Below are 21,741 nucleotides of genomic sequence, written 5' to 3'. Positions count from 1 at the left end.
CAGGAGACACTTTCCATGACCCGTACCACCACCCGCCGCGCAGCGCTGGCAGCACTTGCATCCCTGGGATTGGGCGCCGCGCTCACCGTGTTCGCACCCTTCGCCTCGGCACAGTCCGTGGCCGACATCAAGAAGAAGGGCGAGATCACCATCGGCATGCTGGTCGACTTTCCGCCCTACGGCACCACCAACGCGCAGAACCAGCCCGACGGCTACGACGCCGACGTCGCCAGGCTGCTGGCCAAGGACTGGGGCGTCAAGGCCAACATCGTGCCGGTGACCGGCCCGAACCGCATTCCCTTCCTGCTGACCAACAAGGTCGACCTGCTGGTCGCCTCGCTCGCCATCACGCCCGAGCGCGCCAAGCAGGTGCAGTTCTCGCAGCCCTACGCGGCCGCGACCATCGTGCTGTACGGCGCGACCAAGGCGCCCATCAAGGCGGCCGGCGACCTGAAGGGCCTGCGCGTGGGCGTGGCCCGTGCGTCCACGCAAGACGTGGCCGTGACCAAGGCCGCGCCCGAAGGCACCGAGATCCGCCGCTTCGACGACGACGCCTCGGCCATGCAGGCGCTGATCTCGGGCCAGGTCGATGCGATCGGCTGCTCGGTGACCGTGGCCGCGCAGATCGCCAAGCGCGTGCCCGCCGGCACCTACGAGAACAAGTTCACGCTGGTGCAGCAGTCGATGGGCATCGCGATGCGTCCGGGCCAGGAAGAGCTGACCAAGGCGGTGAACGAATTCGTCGCCAAGAACACCGCCAACGGCGAGCTCAACAAGCTCTACCAGAAGTGGCTGCAGGCCGACCTGCCCAAGATGCAGTGAGCTTCGAAGGCTGAAGAAGAAGGAATCCTGGCATGACGACGGAATCGATCATCCGCATGGAAGCGGTCAACAAGTGGTACGGTGAATTCCAGGTGTTGACCGGCATCGACCTGTCGGTGCGCCAGGGCGAGCGCATCGTGATCTGCGGGCCCTCGGGCTCGGGCAAGTCCACGCTCATCCGCTGCATCAACCGGCTCGAGACGGTGCAGAAGGGCCGCATCGTGGTCGATGGCATCGAGCTCACCGCAGGCGGCAAGAACGTGGACGCGGTGCGCGCCGAAGTGGGCATGGTGTTCCAGCAGTTCAACCTGTTCCCGCATCTCACCATCCTGGAGAACTGCACGCTCGCGCCGATGCGCTCGCGCGGCATGACGAAGGCGCAGGCCGAAGAGGTGGCCATGAAGTACCTCACGCGCGTGCGCATTCCCGAGCAGGCAAGCAAGTACCCCAGCCAGCTCTCGGGCGGCCAGCAGCAGCGCGTGGCGATTGCGCGGGCGCTGTGCATGTCGCCCAAGATCATGCTGTTCGACGAGCCCACCTCGGCGCTCGACCCCGAGATGGTCAAGGAAGTGCTCGACACCATGATCGGCCTGGCCGAAGACGGCATGACCATGCTGTGCGTGACGCACGAGATGGGCTTTGCCCGCAGCGTGGCCGACCGCGTGATCTTCATGGCCGACGGAAAGATCGTCGAGCAGGCGCCGCCGCAGGAATTCTTCGGCAACCCGAAGGACGAGCGCACGCGCCAGTTCCTCGGCCAGATCCTGAGTTCGCACCAGGCCCACTGATGTCCTTCCAGGTATTGATTTCTCTGTCGTCCTTCGGTGCGGCCGAGGTGGGCAGGCATGGCCAGCTCTGGTGTGCGCAGATGGCGTTGGAGGCCGGTGCCGATTCGGTCGAGGTGCGCGGCGAGATGCTGCGCAACGCCGACGCGGAGCTGCCTTCGCTGGCCGGCCTGGCCTCGGTGTATTCGAGCCCCGAGGGGCTCTGGGCTGAAGGCGGCTGGCTCGATAGCGCTGCGCTGGCACGCGGCATCGCGGCCGCAACCAGGCTCGGCGCCCGGCGGCTCAAGATGTCGATCGGCGACTTTCGCGCGTCTTCGCACGGCTCGCTCTGGGGCCTGAAGGTGCAGCTTGCGGAAACCCGTGTCGAGCTGCTGATCGAGAACGACCAGACCGTGCGCGCCGGCACGCTGCCCGCGCTGCAGGCCTTCTTCGATGCGGCCGACCACGCCGGTGTCGAACTCGGCATGACCTTCGACATGGGCAACTGGCATTGGCTCGGCGAGTGCCCGCTGCAGGCCGCGCAGGCGCTGGGCCGCCGCGTGCGCTACGTGCACTGCAAGGGCGCGCAGCGGCTGCCGCACAAGTGGGTGGCGGTGCCGCTGGCCGACTCGGCCGCGCCGTGGCGCGCGGTGCTGCGCGCGCTGCCTGCCGATGTGCCGCACGCCATCGAATATCCTCTGGCGGGCGACGACCTGCCGGCCGTCGTGCGCGCGCAGGTCGACTTCATCCGCGCCGCGCGAGGCTAGGGAGACACACATGACAGAACCCACCGCTTTCGACGTTGCCCTGTTCGGCGAAGCCATGCTGCTGCTCGTGGCCGACCGGCCGGGCCCGCTGGAGGACGCGCAGGCGTTCCACAAGCGCACCGCCGGCGCAGAGACCAACGTGGCCATCGGCCTCTCGCGCCTGGGGCTCAAGGTGGGCTGGGCCAGCCGCCTGGGCACCGATTCGATGGGGCGCTACCTGATCGCGGCGATGAAGGGCGAGGGCATCGACTGCTCGCACGTCATCTGCGATCCGGCGCAGCGCACCGGCTTCCAGTTCAAGGGCCGCGTCACCGACGGCAGCGATCCGCCGGTCGAATACCACCGCAAGGGCTCGGCCGCGAGCCAGATGGGTCCGGCCGATATCGATGAGGCCTGGCTGCGCTCGGCGCGCCACCTGCATGCCACGGGCGTGTTCGCGGCCATCTCCGACACCAGCCTGCAGGCCGCGCTCAAGTCCATGGAGGTGATGCGCGCGGCCGGCCGCACGATCTCGTTCGACACCAACCTGCGGCCCACGCTGTGGCCGTCGACCGAGACCATGCGCCACTGGATCAACGAGCTGGCCTCGCGCGCCGACTGGGTGCTGCCGGGCATCGAGGAAGGCCTGCTGCTGACCGGCCATGACAAGCCCGAAGACGTGGCGAAGTTCTACCGCCAGCGCGGCGCGAAGCTCGTGGTCGTCAAGCTCGGTGCAGCCGGCGCCTACTACGACAGCGACGTGGCGGGCACCGGGCATGTCGACGGCTTCCCGGTGAAGGAAGTGATCGACACCGTGGGCGCGGGCGACGGCTTCGCAGCCGGCGTGGTGAGCGCATTGCTCGAAGGCAGGAGCGTGCCCGAGGCCGTGCGCCGCGGCGCCTGGATCGGCGCGCGCGCGGTGCAGGTGCTGGGCGACACCGAAGGCCTGCCGACGCGCGGGCAACTCGAAGAAGCAGGACTCTGACCATGACGACGACAAAAAAGAACGTGCTGGTCTTCCGGCCCCTGCCTGAAGACCAGCTGGCGCGCCTGCAGGCGGCGCACCATGTGACCGTGGCCGATCCGCGCAAGGAGCCCGAGGCCTTTGCCGCTGCGCTGCCCAGCGCACATGGACTGATCGGCGCGAGCCACACGGTCGATGCGGCGCTGCTCGACGCGGCGCCGCAGCTCCAGGTGATTTCGAGCATATCGGTCGGCGTCGACAACTACCCGCTGGCGGAACTGCACAAGCGCGGCATCGTGCTGTGCCACACGCCCGACGTGCTGACCGAGACCGTGGCCGACACGGTGTTCGCGATCCTGATGGCCACGCAGCGCCGCGTCGTCGAGCTCTCGACCATGGTGCGCGAAGGCCGCTGGACCAAGAACATCGGCGACGAACTCTTCGGCACCGACGTGCACGGCAAGACGCTCGGCATCCTCGGCTTCGGCCGCATCGGCCAGGCCGTGGCCCGGCGCGCGGCGCTGGGCTTTGGCATGCCGGTGCTCTACCACGCGCGCCGCCCGGTCGACCTGGCTGCACAGGCGCCCGAGCTGCAGGGCCGCGCCACGCATACGCCGCTCGACGATCTGCTCGCGCGCTCGGACATCGTGCTGGCAATGCTGCCGCTGACCGATGCCACGCGCGGCATGATCGACGCGGCCTTCTTCGCGCGCATGAAGCCCGGTGCGTCCTTCATCAACGGCGGCCGCGGCGCCACGGTCAACGAAGAAGCGCTGCTGCACGCGCTCGACCACGGCACGCTGCGCGCGGCCGGGCTCGACGTGTTCGCGAAGGAGCCGCTGCCCGCCGATTCGCCATTGCGCACCCATCCGCGCGTGACGCCGCTGCCGCACATCGGATCGGCCACGCACGAGACGCGGCACGCCATGGCGGAACTCGCGACGACCAACCTGCTGCAGGTGCTGGCGGGCGAGAAGCCGACGGCGCCGTACGACACGGCGGCGGCGTGATCTCCCCGAGGATTTTCTCCCTCCCCTTCCGGGGGAGGGCCGGGGTGGGGGCCCGCGGCGCATCCATCGAGCGCCCTGCCTGCCCCCATCCCAACCTTCCCCCGGAAGGGGAAGGAGCCAATCCATGAACCCCAGCGGCCGCGCCACCATCGCCGACGTCGCCGAGGCGGCCGGCGTTTCCAAGGCCACCGTCTCGCGTTTTCTCAACCACCGCGAGCGCCTGCTGAGCCGCGACATCGCGGCGCGCGTGGAAGCGGCCATCGCCAAACTGGCCTACACGCCGAGCCCGATGGCGCAGGCGCTGAGCCATGGGCGCTCGCGCCTCATCGGCCTGATCGTGGCCGACATCACCAACCCCTATTCGGTGGCCGTGCTGCGCGGTGCCGAGAAGGCCTGCCAGGACGCGGGCTACCTGGTGATGCTGTTCAACCTGGGCAACGAGAGCGAACGCGAGCGCGAGGCCATCGATGCGCTCGCGGGCTACCAGGTCGACGGCTTCATTCTCAACACCCTGGGCCGCGGCAGCAACGTGGTCGACGCGGTCACGCTGCACGGCAAGCCCGCGGTGCTGGTGGACCGCCGCCACACCGGCATGCACACCGACTTCGTCGCGCTCGACAACCATTCGGCCATGCGCGACACCTGCGGCCACCTGGTCGAGGGCGGCTACCGCGAACTGCTCTACGTGACCGAGCCGCAGAAGGGCGTGAGCTCGCGGCGCGAACGCACGGCCGCCTTCGGTGCCTGCGTGGCCGCGCACGAGCCGCGCGTGGCGGGCGAGGTGTTCGAAAGCGTGGAGGGCGACGGCGATGCGCTCGACGAGGCATTGCGTGCGCTGCGCCAGCGCGCCAAACGGGGGCGCCGCGCGGCCGTGGTCGCGGGCAATGCGGTGGTCACGCTGCGCATCGCGCAGTCGATGGCGCGGCTGGGCTGGCAGTTCGGGCAGGACCTGGGCTTCGTCGGCTTCGACGATCCCGAATGGGCCTCGCTGATCGGCCCCGGCCTGAGCACCGTGGCGCAGCCGACCGACGCCATCGGCCGCACGGCCGCCACCTGCCTGATCGAGCGGCTGCGCGGGCTCGATGCCGCACCGCGCCAGCTGCTGCTGCCGGGGCAGCTGGTGGTGCGGGGCTCGTCGCAGGCACAGCCGTAGCGCCGCGAGGCGGCGTGGCATCATCGTGCGACGCTTCCCACCGCCCACCCATGTCCGCCGATTCCTTCGTCCGCCGCGTTCGCAGCCAGCTCGACCAGTTGCCCGCAACCGAACGCCAGCTTGCCGATTTCGTCCTGGAGTTTCCCGGCGAACTGGCCAGCTATGCGGGCAATGAACTCGCGGAACTCGCGGGCGTGTCGCCTTCCACGGTGAGCCGCTTCATCCGGCGCATCGGCTACGAGAACTATGAAGAGGCACGGCGCCACGTGCGGGAAGAAAAGCAGACCGGCTCCCCGCTGTTCCAGAACGCCACCGAAGCCTCCAAGCGCGGCCATCTCGTGGCCACGCACTTCCAGCAGTCGCAGGCCAACCTCGCGAACACCTTCGAGCGCCTGGACGACCGGCAGATGGCCGAGATCGTGAAGGCGATCATCGGCGCGGGGCAGGTGCTGATCTTCGGCACGCGCAGCAGCCATGCGTTCGCGCTGTACCTGCGCTGGCAGATCATCCAGGTGGTGCCGCGCGTCACGGCCATCCCGGGACCGGGCGAAACGCTGGCCGAGCACCTGGCGGGGCTGGGCGAGCGCGACTGCGTGATCGTGTTCGGCCTGCGCCGGCAGACCCGCCAGCTCGACACCCTGCTGGCGGCCGCGCACCGCGCCGGCGCGAAGATCGTCTACATCAGCGACCGCGCCTCGCCTGATTTCGCGGATGCCACCTGGTCGCTGCAATGCGACTGCCGCGGCCCGGGGCTGCTGGACAACCACGCGGCCGTGATGGGCGTGTGCGACCTGATCGCCACGATGGTGGTCGAGGCTGCCGGTTCGGCCGGCCGCAAGCGGCTGGCGGCGATCGAGCTGGGGCACGAGGAAAACGGCGAGCTCTGAGGGGCTGAGCTGGCACCCGGCTGTCGAAGCCGAAAAAAACGGGCACGAAGCTTGCGCAGGCTTGTGACTGGATGAAATTTGGATTTCAATTGCACCAAGTAGGTGAAATCCATATGCCATTCAGGTGCGTTGCCGCCTACCATGCGTTCCGCGACACCGGGCTGCGACGCGCAAACGAGCACTTCAATCCTTTCTCAAGGGGTTTTCCATGGCTGGACCTGCACTCTCCTCCGGGCCCGACTCGCCCCGAGTCGCCGAGCTCGATCGCGCGCTCGACACCATCGGCGTCACGCGTTCGCACCACACGATCATCTTCCTGATCCTCATCGGCTGCCTGTTCGATGCCTTCGAGCAGAACGCGGTGGGCATCGTCGGCCCCATGCTGCGCGAGCAGTGGGGGCTGAGTGCATCGGACATCGGTTTCCTGAACACCGTCACCTTCGCCTGCGCAGCCACCGGGCGCATCGTCTCGGGCTTCATTGCCGACCGCTACGGGCGCCGCGTGATGCTGTCGATCGACCTGCTGCTGTTCACGCTCGGTGCGGGCATCTGCGCGATGGCACCGAACTTCACGGTGATGGCGCTGGGCCGCGCGGTGGTGGGCTTCGGGCTGGGCGGCGAGATCGCCATTGCCGTGACCATGCTGGCCGAGTTCTGCTCGACCAAGTTCCGCGGCACGGCCGTGGGGCTGGTGAACGTGGGCGCCGGCGGGCTGGGCAACTTTCTTGCGCCGGCTTTCGGCCTGCTGGTGTTCTGGATGTTCCCGGGCGACAACGCCTGGCGCTGGCTGTTCGCCTGCCTCATGGTGCCGGCTCTGCTTGGCGCGTTCTATCGCCGCTTCATCCCCGAGACGCCGCGCTTCCTGCTGTCGCAGGGCCGCGTCAGGGAGACCAACGCGGTGCTCTCGCGGCTGGCCTCGGGGCGGCTGTCGGGCAAGCTGGCGGCCGAGCGGGAATACATCACCGACGACCGCATGGGCGCGCAGGCCGCACGGCCGAAGGTGCGCGTGACCGAAATATTCCGCGGCGCGCTGGCGCGGCGCACCGCTGCGCTGTGCATCACGATCTGGATGACCTACGGCGCGCAGATCTCGGTGCTCACGCTGATGCCGACCATCCTCGTGACGCTGGGCTACAGCATGTCCAAGAGCCTGATGTTCACGATGGTGATGCAGGGCGGCAGCCTGCTGGGCGCCATTGCGGCCTCGCTGCTGGGCTTTCACTTTCCGCGCAAGCGGGTGCTGACGGCCGGCGCCGTGTGCGCCTGCCTCGCGGCGCTGGCCATCGGCTTCGTGGCCAAGAGCATCGCCGTGATCCTGGTCGCGGGCGCGGTGTTCCAGTTCTTCGTGCTGCTGCTCAACACCACCATCTGGATCTTCGCCCCCGAGCTGTATCCGACGCGCGTGCGCGCCTTCGGCACCGCTTTCATCCTGGCCACGGGCACCGCCGCGGGCGCGCTGATGCCGCTGGTGGCGGGCCGGCTGTTCGACGCCTTCGGGCTGGTGGGTGTGTTCGGCCTGGCCGCCGCGATGTACGCGGTGTTCGTTGCCAGCGTGCAGTGCGTGCCCGAGACCTATGGCCGGTCGCCCGATGCATTGCCGCTGGCCGGCGAGGCCGAGCCTGGCGACGGGACGCCGGCAGCGTCGCTGGCGCGTTCGAACTGAGCCGCGCAACAACCGATCTCCCAAAGAAGAAAGCGTCCTTCCGCATGCCAGACATCCTGCTCATCAACCCCAACGCGTCCGCCGCGACCACCGACATGATGGTCGGGATCGCATCGGCCGAAGCCCCCGCCGGCTGCCGCGTGACGGGCCGCACGGCGACCCAGGGCCCGCCGATGATCGTCAACGAACGCGAGCTGGACGCAGCTGCGGCCGAAGTGCTGAAGGTGTGGCAGACGGCGGCGGGCGAGCGCTGGGACGGCGTGATCGTCAGCGCCTTCGGCGACCCTGGCGTGGAGCTGGTACGGCGCGACGCGTGCGTGCCCGTGGTTGGCATCGCCGAGGCATCGATGCTCGCGGCGGGCGAGGGCGGCCGGCGCTTCGGCATCGCCACCATCACGCCCGATCTCGCGGCGCCCATCGAGGCGCGCGCCGCCGCGCTCGGGCTGCGCGCGCAGTTCAGCGGCATCCGCCTCACGCAGGGCGATCCGCGCACGCTCGCGGCCGATGCGCGCGCGCTCGAGGAAGCGTTGGCGCAGGCCGTTCAGCGCTGCATCGCCGACGATGGTGCCGAGGCCGTGATCATCGGCGGCGGTCCGCTCGGGCAGGCGGCGCTCGCGCTGACGCCCCGGTTCAAGGTGCCGGTGATCGCGCCGATCGGCGCCGCGATGCGGCTGCTTTGTTTGAAGCTCGCGGTCACGCCCTGAGGCGGTGCGAGGCAACGAAAGAAGATCAGCCGACTTCTGCGATCAGCTCGATCTCGACGCAGGCGCCCATCGGCACCTGCGCCACGCCGAACGCGCTGCGCGCATGCGCGCCCTTTTCGGGGCCGAACACTTCGGCGAAGAATTCGCTCGCGCCATTGGTCACGAGGTGCTGTTCGGTGAACGTGCCCACGGAGTTGACCAGGCTCATGACCTTGACGATGCGCGTGACCTTGTTCAGGTCGCCCACGGCCGCATGCAGCGTGCCGAGCAGGTCGATGGCAATGGCGCGCGCGGCCTGCTTGCCTTCTTCGGTGCCGATGTTCGCGCCGAGCTGGCCGGCCCAGACCTTGCCGTCCTTCTTGGCGATGTGGCCCGAGAGGAACACGAGGTTGCCGGTGCGCACGAAGGGCACGTAGGCCGCGGCGGGGGCAGCGACCGGGGGCAGGGTGATGCCGAGGCTGGAAAGCTTGTCGTAAACGCTCATTGAAGATCCTTTTCAGTGGGTTGCGATGGAGTCTGTGATTGTGACTGCGCTGCCTCTTCGGCCTGCGCGCGCAGCTCCTCGATGGGACGCACCGTCACGCCCACCTTGAGCGTGTGGCGTGCGCCGCCGTGCAGCACGCCGCGCATCGGCGAGACGTCGGAGTAGTCGCGGCCGATGGCGAGCGCGACGTAGTCTTCGCCGGGCTGGCGCCCGTTGGTGGGGTCGAAATCGGCCCAGCCGCCGGTGCTTTCAGGACCGTCGCCTTCGCCCGGCAGGTAGACCGACACCCAGGCGTGCGAGGCGTCGGCGCCCACCAGCCGCGGCTGGCCCGGCGGCGGCTGCGTGAGCAGGTAGCCGCTCACGTAGCGCGCCGGCAGGCCCATGACGCGAAAGCACGCGATCATGATGTGGGCGAAGTCCTGGCACACGCCCTTGCGCTGCGCCAGCGCCTCGGCGGCGGGCGTGTTGATCTCGGTGCTGTCGGCGTCGTAGGCGAAGTCGCGGTACATGCGCTCGGTCAGGTCCATGGCCACGTCGAAGGTGGGCCGCTCGGGTGCGAAGCTCGCGCGCGCATAGGCCGCGAAGTCGTCGTGGCGCGGCACGTAGGGCGATGGAAACACGAACTCCGAGGCCGGGTCGAAGGTGGCGTCCTTGCGGTAGCGGAAGCGCTCGCGCACGGCCTCCCAGGGCAGCTCGCGCGCAATACCGGGCGCGAGCTGCGGCGCCCCGGTCTCGACCACGCTTTCGGCCGTGACGACGAGGCTGTCGTGCGTGGCCTCGAGCGCGAAGAAGGCGCGCGTGTTGCCGTAGACGTCGGGCACTTCGCTGCGCTGCGCGGGCGGCGGCTCGATCGCGAGCTTGTGGCTCACGAGCCGCTGCGAGGCGGTGGCCAGCGGCTTCAGGTGGGCCAGGTGCTGCGCCGTTTCGACCGCGGGCGAATATTCGTAGCGGGTTTCGTGCGTGACGTGAAGGAGCATGAGGGTCCTGTGGGGTTGCAGTGCGAAGCGGCGCGGGCCGTCCCGCCTCAGGCGCCGACCGAGCGCAGCGATTCCGAGGTGAGCGTGAAATAGCGCGTGCCGATGGCGTCGGACACATGGTAGGCCGCCGTCTCGCAACTGGCCAGAAGCTGCACCAGCGCCGGGTAGTCGGCCTCGGCGCCGGCCGCGCAGAGATGCTCGAGCGTCCAGGCGGCGGGGTCGGGCAGCTCGTACGACAGCGCGGTGAGCTTGCCGGGCGCGCTGCCGGCCAGGCGCGCGATGCGTCCGCGCAGCGTCTGCGTGACCCACGCCAGCGAGCGCGGGTTCTCGGCATCGAGCACCAGCAGGTCGACCAGCGTGGCCACGTCGCGCCGCTGCTGGTAGCGGGCGTGGAAGGTGATGGTGCTGTCGAACAGCGCCACCATGGCTTCGAAGCCGCTCACTTCGTGCACGGCGCCGTTCTCGAAACCGGCCTCCAGCGCGCTCGCAAGAAAGCCCAGCCGCTCGATGTGGCGGCCGATCGACAGCAGGCGCCAGGCGTCGTCGCGCGTCATGCGGTCGGTCTGCGCGCCGGTCATGGCGGCGAGCGCGGTGCTGGCGGATTCGAGCGCGCGCAGCGCGGCGCCGGTGGCAAAGCTGCCTTCGCCGGCCTGCTCGGCCGCGCGCCGCAAAAAGTCGGCCTCGGCGCGCACGATCTGGTTCCAGGTGTCCTGCGAGAGCCGTTCGCGCACGGCGGCGGCGGCCTGCCGGATGCAGCGCAGGCTGAAGCCCACGCTGCCGCCGCGCGCCACGTCGCCGAGCTCGGCGATCAGCGCGCGTTCGAACACGCGGCGCGACTGCGGCGCGCTCGGCGCCTCGGCCGGCACCAGCGCATTGCGCAGCGCCATGCGGTGCAGCCAGTCGAGCAGCGGGCGCGACGATTGGTCTTCGCTGCCCAGCAGGTTGAGCGTGAGGCGCGCGAGGCGCACGGCGTTTTCGGCGCGCTCGGTGTAGCGGCCGAGCCAGAACATGTTCTCGGCCGCGCGGCTGGTCACGGGCGCACGGTGCCGCGCGAGCGAGGCCGGCGTGGCATGCGGCTGCAGCAGCGTGGTGCGGTCGACCTCGCCGTGCGTCTGCACCCACACGTCGGCGCTGCTGCCGCCGCGCTGCATGGAGGCGATCTGCGCATCGCGGCCCGCCAGCCGCGCCAGCCCGCCCGGCAGCACGCGCCAGGACTGCGGCCCATCGCTCACCGCGAAGACGCGCAGCAGCATCGCGCGCGGCGCGATGTGGCCGGGGCCCATGTCGTTGGCCCAGGTGGGCATCTGCGACAGCGGCAGGTAGCTCTGGACCGTGTGGGCCTCGCCCTCGCGCACGATGCGGCCGGCCCATTCGTCGAGCTCGCGCCGGCTGAGCTTGCTGCCGAGCACCGCGTCGAAGCTGGTCTGCCCGTCCGACCCGGGATAGGTGGGCTTGATGGCGCAGTCGCCCAGCTGCGGCAGCACCGCCTCGAGCGCGGCGCGCTCGCCGCACCACCAGGTCGGCAGCGCCGGCAGCTTGAGCTTTTCGCCGATGAGGCGGCGCGCGAGCCCGGGCAGGAAGCCCAGCAGCGCGGGCGACTCGAGGAAGGCCGAGCCCGGCATGTTGGCCACCAGCACGTTGCCGGCGCGAATCGCCTGCAGCAGGCCCGGCACGCCCAGCGTGGAATCGGGGCGCAGCTCGAGCGGGTCGAGGAACTGGTCGTCCAGCCGCTTGATGAGGCCGTGCACCGGCCGCAGCCCCTGCAGGGTCTTGAGGTAGAGGCGCTGGTCGCGCACCGTGAGGTCGCTGCCCTCGACCAGCGTCAGGCCCAGGTAGCGCGCGAGGTACGCATGCTCGAAGTAGGTCTCGTTGTAGGGGCCGGGCGTCAGCAGCGCGATGTGCGGCGGCACGCCGGCCGGGCACATGCGCTGCAGGCCGTCCATCATGGCGCTGTAGGTGGCGGCCAGGCGCTGCACCTGCAGGGCCTCGAACGCCTGCGGAAACTGGCGCGTGATGGCCAGCCGGTTCTCGAGCAGGTAGCCCAGGCCCGAGGGCGCCTGGGTGCGCTGCGACACCACCCACCAGTTGCCATCGGGCCCGCGGGCGAGGTCGAAGGCCGCGATGTGCAGCCATGTGTCGCCCGGCGGCTTCACGCCGTGCATCGCGCGCAGGTAGCCGGGATGGCCGTGCACCAGCGCCGCCGGCAGCAGGCCTTCGGCCAGCAGCTGCTGCGGGCCGTAGACATCGGCCATGACGCGGTCGAGCACGCGCGTGCGCTGCAGCACGCCGGTCTCGATCTGGGCCCAGCTCTCGGGCGAGACGATCAGCGGGAACAGGTCGAGCGACCAGGGCCGCTGCGGACCGTCGGCGTCGGCATAGACGTTGTAGGTGACGCCGTTGTCCCGGATCTGCCGCTCGAGGCTGACCGCGCGCCGTGGCAGGTCGTTGAATCCGCCCGGGCCGAGCTGCTCGAAGAAGGCGTTCCAGGCGGGCGTGAGCGGCGGGGTGTCGCCGGGGGCGGGCTGAAGGATCTGGGTTTGAGTTTGTGTCTGTGATTGAGCCTGCGACGGACCCGGCGGCTGCGCCGCAGCGTCGTAGAGCATGGGCGGCATCGGCGCCAAGGGCGCTGCCCCCGCGGCCGGCCGCGCGGGCACCGCGGGCGTGGCCTGCCCGCGCAGTTCGTCGAAGTGGCCGGGCAGGGCGGCCGGCGCGAGCGCCGACGCCAGGGCGGCTGGAAATTCCAGCGCCTGGGCATCGAACAGGGATTCGTTCAGGGGTTCCACAGGAGGTGGATTGTCACATTGCCGTCACCGGCCGGATGACGGGCGATGTGCTGAATGTCCTCTTGCGGGCTTTTCAAACCCCTGTCAGCGCCGCAAATCGAGCGTGAACGGGAATTCGCGGCTGCCCGCGAGCTCGATGGTGGCCGGCGGCGTACGCATCAGCCCCGGCGTGTGGCCCATCTGCGTGAAGCGCGACATGCGCCGGCTTTCCGCCTCGTAGGCATTGACCGGGAAGGTGTCGTAGTTGCGCCCGCCCGGGTGGGCCACGAAGTACTGGCAGCCGCCCAGCGAGCGCTTCATCCAGGTGTCGACGATGTCGAAGGTGAGCGGCGCATGGGCGCCGATGCTCGGATGCAGCGCCGACGGCGGGTTCCAGGCCTTGTAGCGCACGCCCGCCACGAATTCGCCGACGGTGCCCGTGGGCTGCAGCGGCAGCACCTTGCCGTTGACGGTGATCACGTGGCGGCTTTCGTTCAGGCCGGTCACGCGCACCTCGATGCGCTCGAGCGACGAATCGACGTAGCGCACCGTGCCGCCGGCCGAGCCTTCCTCGCCCATCACGTGCCACGGCTCCAGCGCATTGCGCAGCGACAGCTCCACGCCCATGGCCTGCACCTGGCCCACCAGCGGAAAGCGGAACTCCAGGTGCGGCGCGAACCAGTCGGCATCGAAGGCGAAGCCGGCCTGGCGCATCTCGCTGATCACGTCGTCGAAATCCATCTTGACGAAGGTCGGCAGCAGGAAGCGGTCGTGCAGCTCGGTGCCCCAGCGGGTGACGGGCGCCTTGTACGGCTCGTCCCAGAAGCGGGCCACCAGCGCGCGAATGAGCAACTGCTGCGCAATGCTCATGCGCGCATGCGGCGGCATCTCGAAGGCGCGCAGCTCCAGCAGGCCGAGGCGGCCGGTGCTCGAATCGGGCGAGTAGAGCTTGTCGATGCAGAACTCGCTGCGGTGGGTGTTGCCCGACACGTCGATCAGGATGTTGCGCAGCGTGCGGTCCACCAGCCAGGCCGGCATGTTCTGGCCGTGGATCTCGCGGCTTCTCGCGATTTCCTTCAGCGCGATTTCAAGTTCGTAGACCTGGTCGTTGCGCGCCTCGTCCACGCGCGGCGCCTGGCTGGTCGGGCCGATGAACATGCCCGAGAACAGGTAGCTCAGCGACGGGTGGTTGTGCCAGTAGAGCAAGAGGCTCGCGAGCAGCTCGGGCCGGCGCAGGAACGGGCTGTCGGCCGGCGTGGCGCCGCCCATCACGAAGTGGTTGCCGCCGCCGGTGCCGGTGTGGCGCCCGTCGGTCATGAACTTCTCGGCCGAGAGGCGGGTCTCGAACGCGGCGTTGTAGAGGAACTCGGTGTGGGCGACCAGTTCCTTCCAGTTGTGGGCCGGATGGATGTTGACTTCGATCACGCCCGGGTCGGGTGTGACGGCCAGCGTCTTCAGGCGCGGGTCGCGCGGCGGCGGATAGCCTTCCATCACGATGCGCATGCCGAGCTGCTGGGCGGTGGCTTCGACGGCCGCGACCAGGTCGAGGTAGTCCTCCAGGCGCGCGAGCGGCGGCATGAAGACATAGAGCACGCCCGAGGCGCTGCCCTTTTTCTCGGCCGCGGGGCCGTTGGCGCGGCGCGGATCGCGCACTTCGACGCACAGCGCGGTGCGCGTGACCCAGTGGGCCGATTCGCCGCGCACCGGCTGGCGCGTGGACGGCGTGGCGGAAGAGCGGGTGGCTGCTGCTGCGTCGTCGGCTGCGGTGGCATCGCCGCCCGCGGCCGTGCCTGCTGCGGCTGCCTCGCCCGGCGCCTGCATGCGCAGGGCCGCAGGCACCACCGGCGGCGCACCGAAGGCATAAGGCACGGCGCCCAGGTCGGCGCCCGCTGCGCCGCCGGCCGGCACGGCATAGCGCGCGCGGTAGTCGGCCGAACTCGGCAGCGCGGCGCGCGGCGCGGTGGGGTCGCGCTCGACGAGGTAGGGGTAGTCGCCCTTGCTGGCCCAGGGCTGCGAATCGAGCGGCAGGCGGTAGCCCATCGGCGAATCGCCCGGGATCAGGTAGAGCCGGTCGTCGCGCAGGAACCAGGGGCCGGTCTTCCAGCCCGGGCCTTCGAGCGCGGGCGCGTCGGCATCGGCGTTGGCGGGTTCCAGCGGCAGCATGTAGCCGATGACCGCGTCGAGCTTCTGCGTGAACACGCGGCGCAGGCGGACGCGCTCGAGCTCGTCGTCGAGCTTCGACTCGAAGGGGTCGACGTTGACCGGCAGGCGGCGTTCGCGCCAGAGGTAGTAGTAGACGTCTTCGTAGCCGGGCTGGACGTAGCGTTCGGTGATGCCGAGCTTGTGCGCCAGCACGGTGGTGAAGCGGCGCGCGTCTTCGCTCGTGTAGTGCGTGGGCACGCGCTCGTCGGCGAAGAGTTCGGGGTCGTGCCAGAGCGTCTGGCCGTCGGCGCGCCAGAAGATCGACAGCGCCCAGCGCGGCAGCTGCTCGCCCGGGTACCACTTGCCCTGGCCGAAATGCAGGAAGCCGCCCTGGCCGTACTCGGCGCGCAGCTTGTGCACGAGCTCGGTGGCATAGCCGCGCTTGGTGGGGCCGAGCGCATCGGTGTTCCACTCGGGCGCGTCGCGGTCGCTGGTGGCCACGTAGGTGGGCTCGCCACCCATCGTGAGGCGCACGTCGCCGGCTTTCAGCCGCGCATCGACCGCGTCGCCGAGCGCGAGCACCTCGGCCCATTGCTCCTCGGTGTAGGGCTTGGTCACGCGCGGCGATTCGTAGATGCGCGTGACCTTCATCTCATGGCCGAAGTCGACCTCGGCTTCGTCCACCCCGCCTTCGATGGGCGCGGCGCTCGAAGGCGTGGGCGTGCAGGCGAGCGGGATGTGGCCTTCGCCGGCCAGGAGGCCCGAGGTGGCATCCAGGCCGATCCAGCCCGCGCCGGGCAGGAAGACCTCGCACCAGGCGTGCAGGTCGGTGAAGTCGACCGTGGTGCCGCTCGGGCCGTCGAGCGCCTTGACGTCGGGCGTGAGCTGGATCAGGTAGCCCGAGACGAAGCGCGCGGCCAGGCCGCAATGGCGCAGCAGCTGCACCAGCAGCCAGCCCGAGTCGCGGCAGGAGCCGCTGCCGCTGGTGAGCGTTTCTTCCGGCGCCTGCACGCCGGGCTCCATGCGGATCAGGTAGTTGACGTCCTGCTGCACCTGCTGGTTGAGGCCGACCAGGAAGTCGATGGTGCGCTGCTCCTTGCGCTCGATCTTGTCGAGGTAAGCCGCCAGCAGCGGCGTGGGTTCCTCGGTGACGAGATAGGGCGCGAGTTCCTCGGCCTGCGAGGCGGTGTACTTGAACGGGAAGTTCTCGGCCTGCGGCTCGAGGAAGAAGTCGAAGGGGTTGTAGACCGCCATCTCGACGACCAGGTCGACCGTGACCTTGAACTCGCGCGTCTTCTCGGGAAACACGAGCCGCGCCTGGTAGTTGGCGAACGGGTCCTGCATCCAGTTGACGAAGTGCTCGGCCGGCTCGACCTGCAGCGAATACGAGATGACGTTGCTGCGGCAGTGCGGCGCGGGGCGCAAGCGCACGACCTGCGGGCCCAACTGCACCAGGCGGTCGTATTTGTAGTGGGTGACGTGGTGGAGTGCGGCGTGAATGGACATGCGTTTTGTGTGCAGTACTGCGAGATTGCATCGAAAAGATGTCTCTTGTGAGACGCATACTAGCCCAGAAGCAAAGCAATTAACGCGCCACTGAGCGCGAGCATGGGGAGGGTTTGCATCATGTGTTCTGGAGTTGGCCGGTGAGGCCGGCACGTGCCGCGGCGGCGTCGTGGGCCTTTGCTGCGCTGGGCGGATCGCTGCTCGGCGCGGCCTTGCAACTGCAGCAGCCGCGGCTGTGGAGCGCGGGTGCCTATGCGGCGCTGCTCTTCGCGGGCCTTGCGGGGCTGGCGGCACTGTCGCGCCGATGGCGATGGCCGCTTCGTGCGTGGCGCATGCCGGCAGGGCTTGCGATGGCCCTTGCGCTGGCCTGCGGTGCGCTTGCCGCCGGCGGGCTCGCGGGCTGGCGCGCGGCGGTCTACGCAGCGGGCGCGCTCGACCCGGCCCTCGAAGGCCGCGACCTGCAGGTGGTGGGCGTGGTCGCGCAGATGCCCCAGCGCAACGAGGGCGGCACGCGCTTTCGGCTTGATGTGGAGTCGGCGCGCTGGGCGGATGGGCGCGCCGGGGCTGCGCCACGCGTTCCGGCGCGCATCGCGCTCGGCTGGTACCGCGAGGACAGCTCTCTCTGGGGGCGCGCGACGGAAGGCCGAGCCACGGCCGGCGACGCGGCCGCGCTGCATGCGGGCGAGCGCTGGCGCCTCACCGTGCGGCTCAAGGCGCCGCACGGCAATCTCAATCCGCACGGCTTCGACAGCGAACTGTGGCTCTGGGAGCAGGGCGTGCATGCCAGCGGCTATGTGCGAACCGGCGCCCGCGATGCCGCACCGGCACACCTGCAATCCACATGGCTGCATCCGATCGAGCGTGCGCGGGAGGCGGTGCGCGATGCGGTGTTCGAGCGCGTGGCCGACGCGCGGCAGGCCGGCGTCATCGCCGCACTCGTGACCGGCGACCAGGGCGCCATCGACCGCAGCGACTGGGATGTGTTCCGCGCCACCGGCGTGGCCCACCTGATGTCGATTTCGGGGCTGCACATCACCATGTTCGCCTGGCTTGCCGCGCACGCGGTGGGCGCGCTGTGGCGGCGCAGCGGCCGGCTGATGCTGCGCGTTCCCGCGCCGCAGGCCGCGCTGGCCGGTGGCGTGCTGCTGGCCGGGCTCTATGCGCTTTTCAGCGGCTGGGGCGTGCCTTCGCAGCGCACGGTCTGGATGCTCGCGACCGCGGCGCTGCTGCGGCTCACGGGGCGGCGCTGGCCATGGCCCCATGTCTGGCTGCTGATCGCGGCGGTGGTGGTGGCCGTCGACCCGTGGGCGCTGATGCAGGCCGGTTTCTGGCTCAGCTTCGTGGCGGTCGGCATCCTGTTCGCGACCGGCTTCATGCGGCCGGCCGAGGAGGCGGCGGGCCGGTCGGCCCGGCTGTTGGCCTTCTTCCGCGAGCAGTGGGTGATCACGCTGGCGCTGACGCCATTGAGCCTGCTGCTTTTCCAGCAGGTGTCGGTGGTGGGGCTGCTGGCCAATGCGGTGGCGATCCCCTGGGTCACGCTGGTGGTCACGCCGCTGGCGATGCTGGGGGCGGTGGCGCCGCCGCTCTGGGATCTTGCCGCCTGGGCCGTGCAGGCGCTGGCCCTGCTGCTGCGCTGGCTGGCCGCACTGCCGTACGCCACGCTCTCGATGGCGGCGCCGCCCGTGTGGATGGCGGCCTGCGGCGTGGCGGGCGGCGTCCTGCTTGCGATGCGGCTGCCGTGGTCGCTGCGCACGCTGGGCCTGCCGCTCCTCTTGCCGGTGCTGCTCTGGCACGCGCCCCGGCCGGCCGCGGGGCAGTTCGAGCTGCTGGCTGCGGACATCGGGCAGGGCAACGCGATCCTCGTGCGCACCGCAACGCACAGCCTGCTGTACGACGCGGGTCCGCGCTACAGCCTCGAGAGCGACGCCGGCCACCGCGTGCTCGTGCCGCTGCTGCGCGCCTTCGACGAGCGGCTGGACATGCTGGTGCTGAGCCACCGCGACAGCGACCACACCGGCGGCGCGCCCGCGGTGCTCGCGATGCAGCCGCAGGCGGCGCTGTCGAGCTCGATCGAAGCCGCGCACCCGCTGCAGTCGGTGCGGCCGGCCCGGCGCTGCGAGGCGGGGCAGCGCTGGAGCTGGGACGGCGTGGATTTCGAGATCCTCCATCCGGCGGCGGGCGACTACCTGTCGTTCACCAAGCCCAATGCCATTTCTTGCGTGCTGCGCATCGCCAACGGCGGCGCCACGGTGCTGCTGGCCGGCGACATCGAGCGCCTGCAGGAGGCGGCGCTGGTGTCGCGCGCGGCCGACCTGCGCGCCGACGTGCTGCTCGCGCCGCACCACGGCAGCAAGAGCTCGTCGAGCGCCGCGTTCCTCGAGGCGGTGCGCCCGCGCATCGCGCTGGTCCAGGCGGGCTACCGCAACCGTTTCGGCCATCCGGCCCCGGAAGTGGTCGAGCGCTATGCCGCGCAGGGCGTGAAGCTGGTCGAGAGCGTGCCTTGCGGCGCCGTGCTGTGGCGCAGCCGGGAACCGGGCGAAGTCGGCTGCGAACGGGAGCGCAATGCCCGGTATTGGCACCACCGCCTGCCGTGAAAGCGGGCGGCGGCGCGGTGTTTCGCCTCAACATAGGGCTTTCACTGGCCTCGAACTTGCTAAGCTATGGCTCAAGGAGATTGGTCGTTCCATGCACAAATTCGACGAGATGTATGAGCAGTTGCCCTATGCGGGGGCTGCAATCCGACAGCACTACAAGCGCTACGACCAATGGCTTGCGAAGCAACCCGGCGAGGTGATGCGATCGCGGCGCGAAGAGGCGGAAATGATCTTCCGCCGGGTCGGCATCACCTTTGCGGTGTACGGCGCCAAGGACGAGGACGGTTCCGGCACCGAGCGGCTCATACCGTTCGACCTGCTGCCGCGCATCATTCCGGCCCACGAGTGGGAGAGCATGGAAAAGGGGCTGGTGCAGCGCGTGACGGCGCTCAACCGCTTCCTGCATGACGTCTACCACGACCAGGAAATCATCAAGGCCGGCATCATTCCGGCCGAGCAGATCCTGAACAACGCGCAGTTCCGCCCCGAGATGATGGGCGTCAACGTGCCGCACAACGTGTACTCCAACATCTCGGGCATCGACATCGTGCGCGCCCCCGATGCCCAGGGCAACGGCGAGTACTACGTGCTCGAGGACAACCTGCGCGTGCCCAGCGGCGTGAGCTACATGCTGGAAAACCGCAAGATGATGATGCGGCTCTTCCCCGAGCTGTTCAACCAGAACCGCATCGCGCCCGTGGCGCACTACCCCGACCTGCTGCTGGAAACGCTGCGCGCCAGCGCACCGCCCGCCACGGCCGAGCCCACGGTGGTGGTGCTCACGCCCGGCATGTACAACAGCGCCTACTTCGAGCATGCCTTCCTCGCCCAGCAGATGGGCGTGGAACTGGTCGAGGGGCAGGATCTGTTCGTGAAGGACAACTTCGTCTACATGCGCACCACGCGCGGGCCGCGGCGCGTCGACGTGATCTACCGCCGCGTCGACGACGACTTCCTCGACCCCGAGGTCTTCCGCCCCACCTCCACGCTCGGCTGCGCGGGCCTGATGCGCGCCTACCGCGAAGGCAACGTCGTCATCTGCAATGCCGTGGGCACCGGCGTGGCCGACGACAAGTCGATCTACCCCTACGTGCCCAAGATGGTCGAGTTCTACCTCGGCGAAAAGCCGATCCTGAAGAACGTGCCCACCTACATGTGCCGCAACAAGGACGAGCTGCAGTACACGCTCGACAACATGAAGGACCTGGTCGTGAAAGAGGTGCACGGCGCCGGCGGCTACGGCATGCTGATCGGCCCGGCCGCCACGCAGGCCGAGATCGAGGACTTCAAGAAGGCCGTCATCGCCAAGCCCGACGGCTACATCGCGCAGCCCACGCTGAGCCTGTCGACCTCGCCGACCTTCGTCGACGCCGGCATTGCGCCGCGCCACATCGACCTGCGCCCCTTCGTGCTTTCGGGCAGCGAGGTGCAGATGGTGCCCGGCGGCCTCACGCGCGTGGCACTCAAGGAGGGTTCGCTGGTGGTCAATTCATCGCAGGGCGGCGGCACCAAGGACACCTGGATCCTCGAAGCCGACCGCGCGCCCAGGCCCAACAAGGCGGCACAGTCGCAAAGCCAATCGTAGGAGCACAAAAGATGCTGTCACGCACCGCTGATCACCTCTACTGGATGTCCCGCTACACCGAGCGCGCGGAGAACACCGCCCGCATGCTCGACGTCAACTACCAGACCTCGCTGCTGCCCCAGTCGGCCGAAGTGGCCAAGTACGGCTGGCAGGGCGTGTTGTCCATCAGCGAGCTGCTGCCTTCGTACAACAAGAAGTACGAGCAGATCACGCCGCACGACGTGATGGAGTTCATGGTCAAGGACGAGAGCAATCCGTCTTCCATCCTTTCGTGCCTCAAGGCCGCGCGCGAGAATGCGCGGGCGGTTCGCGGCGCGCTCACCACCGAGGCCTGGGAAACCCAGAACACCACCTGGCTCGAGGTCAACCGCATGCTGCGCGCCGGCGATTTCGAGCGCGACCCGGCCCAGTTCTTCGAATGGGTCAAGTTCCGCTCGCACCTGTCGCGCGGCGTCACGCTCGGCACCATGCTGCAGGACGAGGCGTTCTACTTCTCGCGCCTTGGCACCTTTCTGGAGCGCGCCGACAACACCGCGCGGCTGGTGGACGTGAAGTTCCACGCGCTCAACAGCGAGTTCTTCGGCACCGCCACGGAAGAAGACCAGGAGTACGACTTCTATCACTGGAGCGCGATCCTGCGCAGCGTCTCGGCCTTCGAGGTGTACCGCAAGGTGTACCGCGACGTGATCAAGCCCGAGCGCGTGGCCGAGCTGCTCATTCTTCGCGCCGACATGCCGCGCTCGCTGCATGCGAGCCTGGTCGAAGTGGTGAACAACCTCGCCAAGGTGCAGAACGAGCAGAGCGCCGAAACCCAGCGCCGCGCCGGCAAGCTGCTGGCTGACCTGCAGTACGCGCGCGTCGACGAAATCCTTGCGACCGGGCTGCATGCCTACCTCACGCAGTTCCTCGACCGGGTGAACGAGCTCGGCGGGCGCATCAGCCAGGACTTCCTGGTGCCGGCGCACTGAGCGGGCAGCC

General features: G+C 69.5%; 16 protein-coding genes. 12 read left to right on the top strand and 4 right to left on the bottom strand.

Translation table 11 applies throughout. The features are described from left to right. Positions 1-15: 15 nt before the first annotated feature. From ACAM58_RS16545 to ACAM58_RS16505, 9 genes are all read left to right on the top strand, one after another. Positions 16-822 (top strand): transporter substrate-binding domain-containing protein, encoded by an 807-nt coding sequence (locus ACAM58_RS16545; protein WP_012748514.1) that lies wholly within the window; start codon positions 16-18, stop codon positions 820-822. Positions 823-854: 32 nt separating this feature from the next. Further along, a complete protein-coding gene (locus ACAM58_RS16540) occupies positions 855-1,610 on the top strand; it encodes an amino acid ABC transporter ATP-binding protein (protein WP_369663109.1) in 756 nt (251 codons plus the stop codon). Then, on the top strand, positions 1,610-2,353 hold the full coding sequence (locus tag ACAM58_RS16535) for a sugar phosphate isomerase/epimerase family protein (RefSeq protein ID WP_369663108.1): 744 nt from the start codon (positions 1,610-1,612) through the stop codon (positions 2,351-2,353). The genes ACAM58_RS16540 and ACAM58_RS16535 overlap by 1 nt, the downstream gene beginning before the upstream one ends. A gap of 10 nt (positions 2,354-2,363) precedes the next feature. Beyond that, positions 2,364-3,317: a sugar kinase gene (locus tag ACAM58_RS16530; protein WP_369663107.1), complete on the top strand. Its 954-nt coding sequence runs from the start codon at positions 2,364-2,366 to the stop codon at positions 3,315-3,317. Between the two features lie 2 nt (positions 3,318-3,319). Next, complete coding sequence (locus tag ACAM58_RS16525; RefSeq protein WP_369663106.1) at positions 3,320-4,306, top strand: 2-hydroxyacid dehydrogenase; 987 nt, start codon at positions 3,320-3,322, stop codon at positions 4,304-4,306. 124 nt (positions 4,307-4,430) lie between these two features. Further along, the gene (locus ACAM58_RS16520; RefSeq protein ID WP_012748509.1) at positions 4,431-5,459 is read left to right on the top strand and encodes a LacI family DNA-binding transcriptional regulator; all 1,029 of its coding nucleotides are present in this window, start codon (positions 4,431-4,433) and stop codon (positions 5,457-5,459) included. Between the two features lie 50 nt (positions 5,460-5,509). Continuing rightward, positions 5,510-6,346 carry a MurR/RpiR family transcriptional regulator gene (locus ACAM58_RS16515; RefSeq protein ID WP_012748508.1) on the top strand — a complete coding sequence of 279 codons (837 nt, stop codon included), beginning with the start codon at positions 5,510-5,512 and terminating at the stop codon, positions 6,344-6,346. Positions 6,347-6,554: 208 nt separating this feature from the next. Further along, complete coding sequence (locus ACAM58_RS16510; RefSeq protein ID WP_369663105.1) at positions 6,555-8,009, top strand: MFS transporter; 1,455 nt, start codon at positions 6,555-6,557, stop codon at positions 8,007-8,009. 44 nt (positions 8,010-8,053) lie between these two features. Next, entirely contained in the window at positions 8,054-8,713 is a 660-nt protein-coding gene (locus ACAM58_RS16505; protein WP_369663104.1) for an aspartate/glutamate racemase family protein, read from the top strand. Positions 8,714-8,738: 25 nt separating this feature from the next. On the opposite strand, the gene ACAM58_RS16500 is transcribed toward ACAM58_RS16505, so the two are convergent. From ACAM58_RS16500 to ACAM58_RS16485, 4 genes are all read right to left on the bottom strand, one after another. Next, positions 8,739-9,197, bottom strand: a complete 459-nt coding sequence (locus ACAM58_RS16500; protein WP_012748505.1) for a RidA family protein — start codon at positions 9,195-9,197, stop codon at positions 8,739-8,741. Beyond that, the gene (locus tag ACAM58_RS16495; protein WP_012748504.1) at positions 9,194-10,174 is read right to left on the bottom strand and encodes a transglutaminase family protein; all 981 of its coding nucleotides are present in this window, start codon (positions 10,172-10,174) and stop codon (positions 9,194-9,196) included. Before ACAM58_RS16495 ends, ACAM58_RS16500 begins: the two co-directional genes overlap by 4 nt. Before the next feature lie 47 nt (positions 10,175-10,221). After that, positions 10,222-12,957: a circularly permuted type 2 ATP-grasp protein gene (locus ACAM58_RS16490; protein ID WP_369663103.1), complete on the bottom strand. Its 2,736-nt coding sequence runs from the start codon at positions 12,955-12,957 to the stop codon at positions 10,222-10,224. Between the two features lie 84 nt (positions 12,958-13,041). Next, positions 13,042-16,584 carry a DUF2126 domain-containing protein gene (locus ACAM58_RS16485; protein ID WP_369663102.1) on the bottom strand — a complete coding sequence of 1,181 codons (3,543 nt, stop codon included), beginning with the start codon at positions 16,582-16,584 and terminating at the stop codon, positions 13,042-13,044. A 140-nt stretch (positions 16,585-16,724) separates the two neighbouring features. Here ACAM58_RS16485 and ACAM58_RS16480 point away from each other — a divergent pair, with 140 nt between their 5' ends. The 3 genes from ACAM58_RS16480 (at position 16,725) to ACAM58_RS16470 (ending at position 21,731) form a co-directional block, all read left to right on the top strand. Next, positions 16,725-19,178, top strand: coding sequence for a DNA internalization-related competence protein ComEC/Rec2 (locus tag ACAM58_RS16480; RefSeq protein ID WP_369663101.1), 2,454 nt, complete (start codon positions 16,725-16,727; stop codon positions 19,176-19,178). A gap of 91 nt (positions 19,179-19,269) precedes the next feature. Beyond that, positions 19,270-20,763, top strand: a complete 1,494-nt coding sequence (locus tag ACAM58_RS16475; RefSeq protein WP_012748500.1) for a circularly permuted type 2 ATP-grasp protein — start codon at positions 19,270-19,272, stop codon at positions 20,761-20,763. 11 nt (positions 20,764-20,774) lie between these two features. Beyond that, complete coding sequence (locus tag ACAM58_RS16470; protein ID WP_012748499.1) at positions 20,775-21,731, top strand: alpha-E domain-containing protein; 957 nt, start codon at positions 20,775-20,777, stop codon at positions 21,729-21,731. Positions 21,732-21,741 lie beyond the last annotated feature (10 nt).

Source organism: Variovorax sp. V116, assembly GCF_041154435.1.
GTDB lineage: Bacteria > Pseudomonadota > Gammaproteobacteria > Burkholderiales > Burkholderiaceae_C > Variovorax > Variovorax paradoxus.
Note: the sequence above shows the minus strand (reverse complement) of the source record. Positions and strands in the feature narration are given on the sequence as shown.

What these genes read in the sequence shown, in the direction of transcription:
- ACAM58_RS16475 (WP_012748500.1), top strand. Translation starts at nt 19,270, where the DNA reads ATGCACAAATTCGACGAGATGTATGAGCAGTTGCCCTATGCGGGGGCT.
- ACAM58_RS16535 (WP_369663108.1), top strand. Translation starts at nt 1,610, where the DNA reads ATGTCCTTCCAGGTATTGATTTCTCTGTCGTCCTTCGGTGCGGCCGAG.
- ACAM58_RS16495 (WP_012748504.1), bottom strand. Translation starts at nt 10,174, where the DNA reads ATGCTCCTTCACGTCACGCACGAAACCCGCTACGAATATTCGCCCGCG.
- ACAM58_RS16525 (WP_369663106.1), top strand. Translation starts at nt 3,320, where the DNA reads ATGACGACGACAAAAAAGAACGTGCTGGTCTTCCGGCCCCTGCCTGAA.
- ACAM58_RS16470 (WP_012748499.1), top strand. Translation starts at nt 20,775, where the DNA reads ATGCTGTCACGCACCGCTGATCACCTCTACTGGATGTCCCGCTACACC.
- ACAM58_RS16500 (WP_012748505.1), bottom strand. Translation starts at nt 9,197, where the DNA reads ATGAGCGTTTACGACAAGCTTTCCAGCCTCGGCATCACCCTGCCCCCG.
- ACAM58_RS16510 (WP_369663105.1), top strand. Translation starts at nt 6,555, where the DNA reads ATGGCTGGACCTGCACTCTCCTCCGGGCCCGACTCGCCCCGAGTCGCC.
- ACAM58_RS16520 (WP_012748509.1), top strand. Translation starts at nt 4,431, where the DNA reads ATGAACCCCAGCGGCCGCGCCACCATCGCCGACGTCGCCGAGGCGGCC.
- ACAM58_RS16540 (WP_369663109.1), top strand. Translation starts at nt 855, where the DNA reads ATGACGACGGAATCGATCATCCGCATGGAAGCGGTCAACAAGTGGTAC.
- ACAM58_RS16505 (WP_369663104.1), top strand. Translation starts at nt 8,054, where the DNA reads ATGCCAGACATCCTGCTCATCAACCCCAACGCGTCCGCCGCGACCACC.
- ACAM58_RS16530 (WP_369663107.1), top strand. Translation starts at nt 2,364, where the DNA reads ATGACAGAACCCACCGCTTTCGACGTTGCCCTGTTCGGCGAAGCCATG.
- ACAM58_RS16545 (WP_012748514.1), top strand. Translation starts at nt 16, where the DNA reads ATGACCCGTACCACCACCCGCCGCGCAGCGCTGGCAGCACTTGCATCC.
- ACAM58_RS16515 (WP_012748508.1), top strand. Translation starts at nt 5,510, where the DNA reads ATGTCCGCCGATTCCTTCGTCCGCCGCGTTCGCAGCCAGCTCGACCAG.
- ACAM58_RS16485 (WP_369663102.1), bottom strand. Translation starts at nt 16,584, where the DNA reads ATGTCCATTCACGCCGCACTCCACCACGTCACCCACTACAAATACGAC.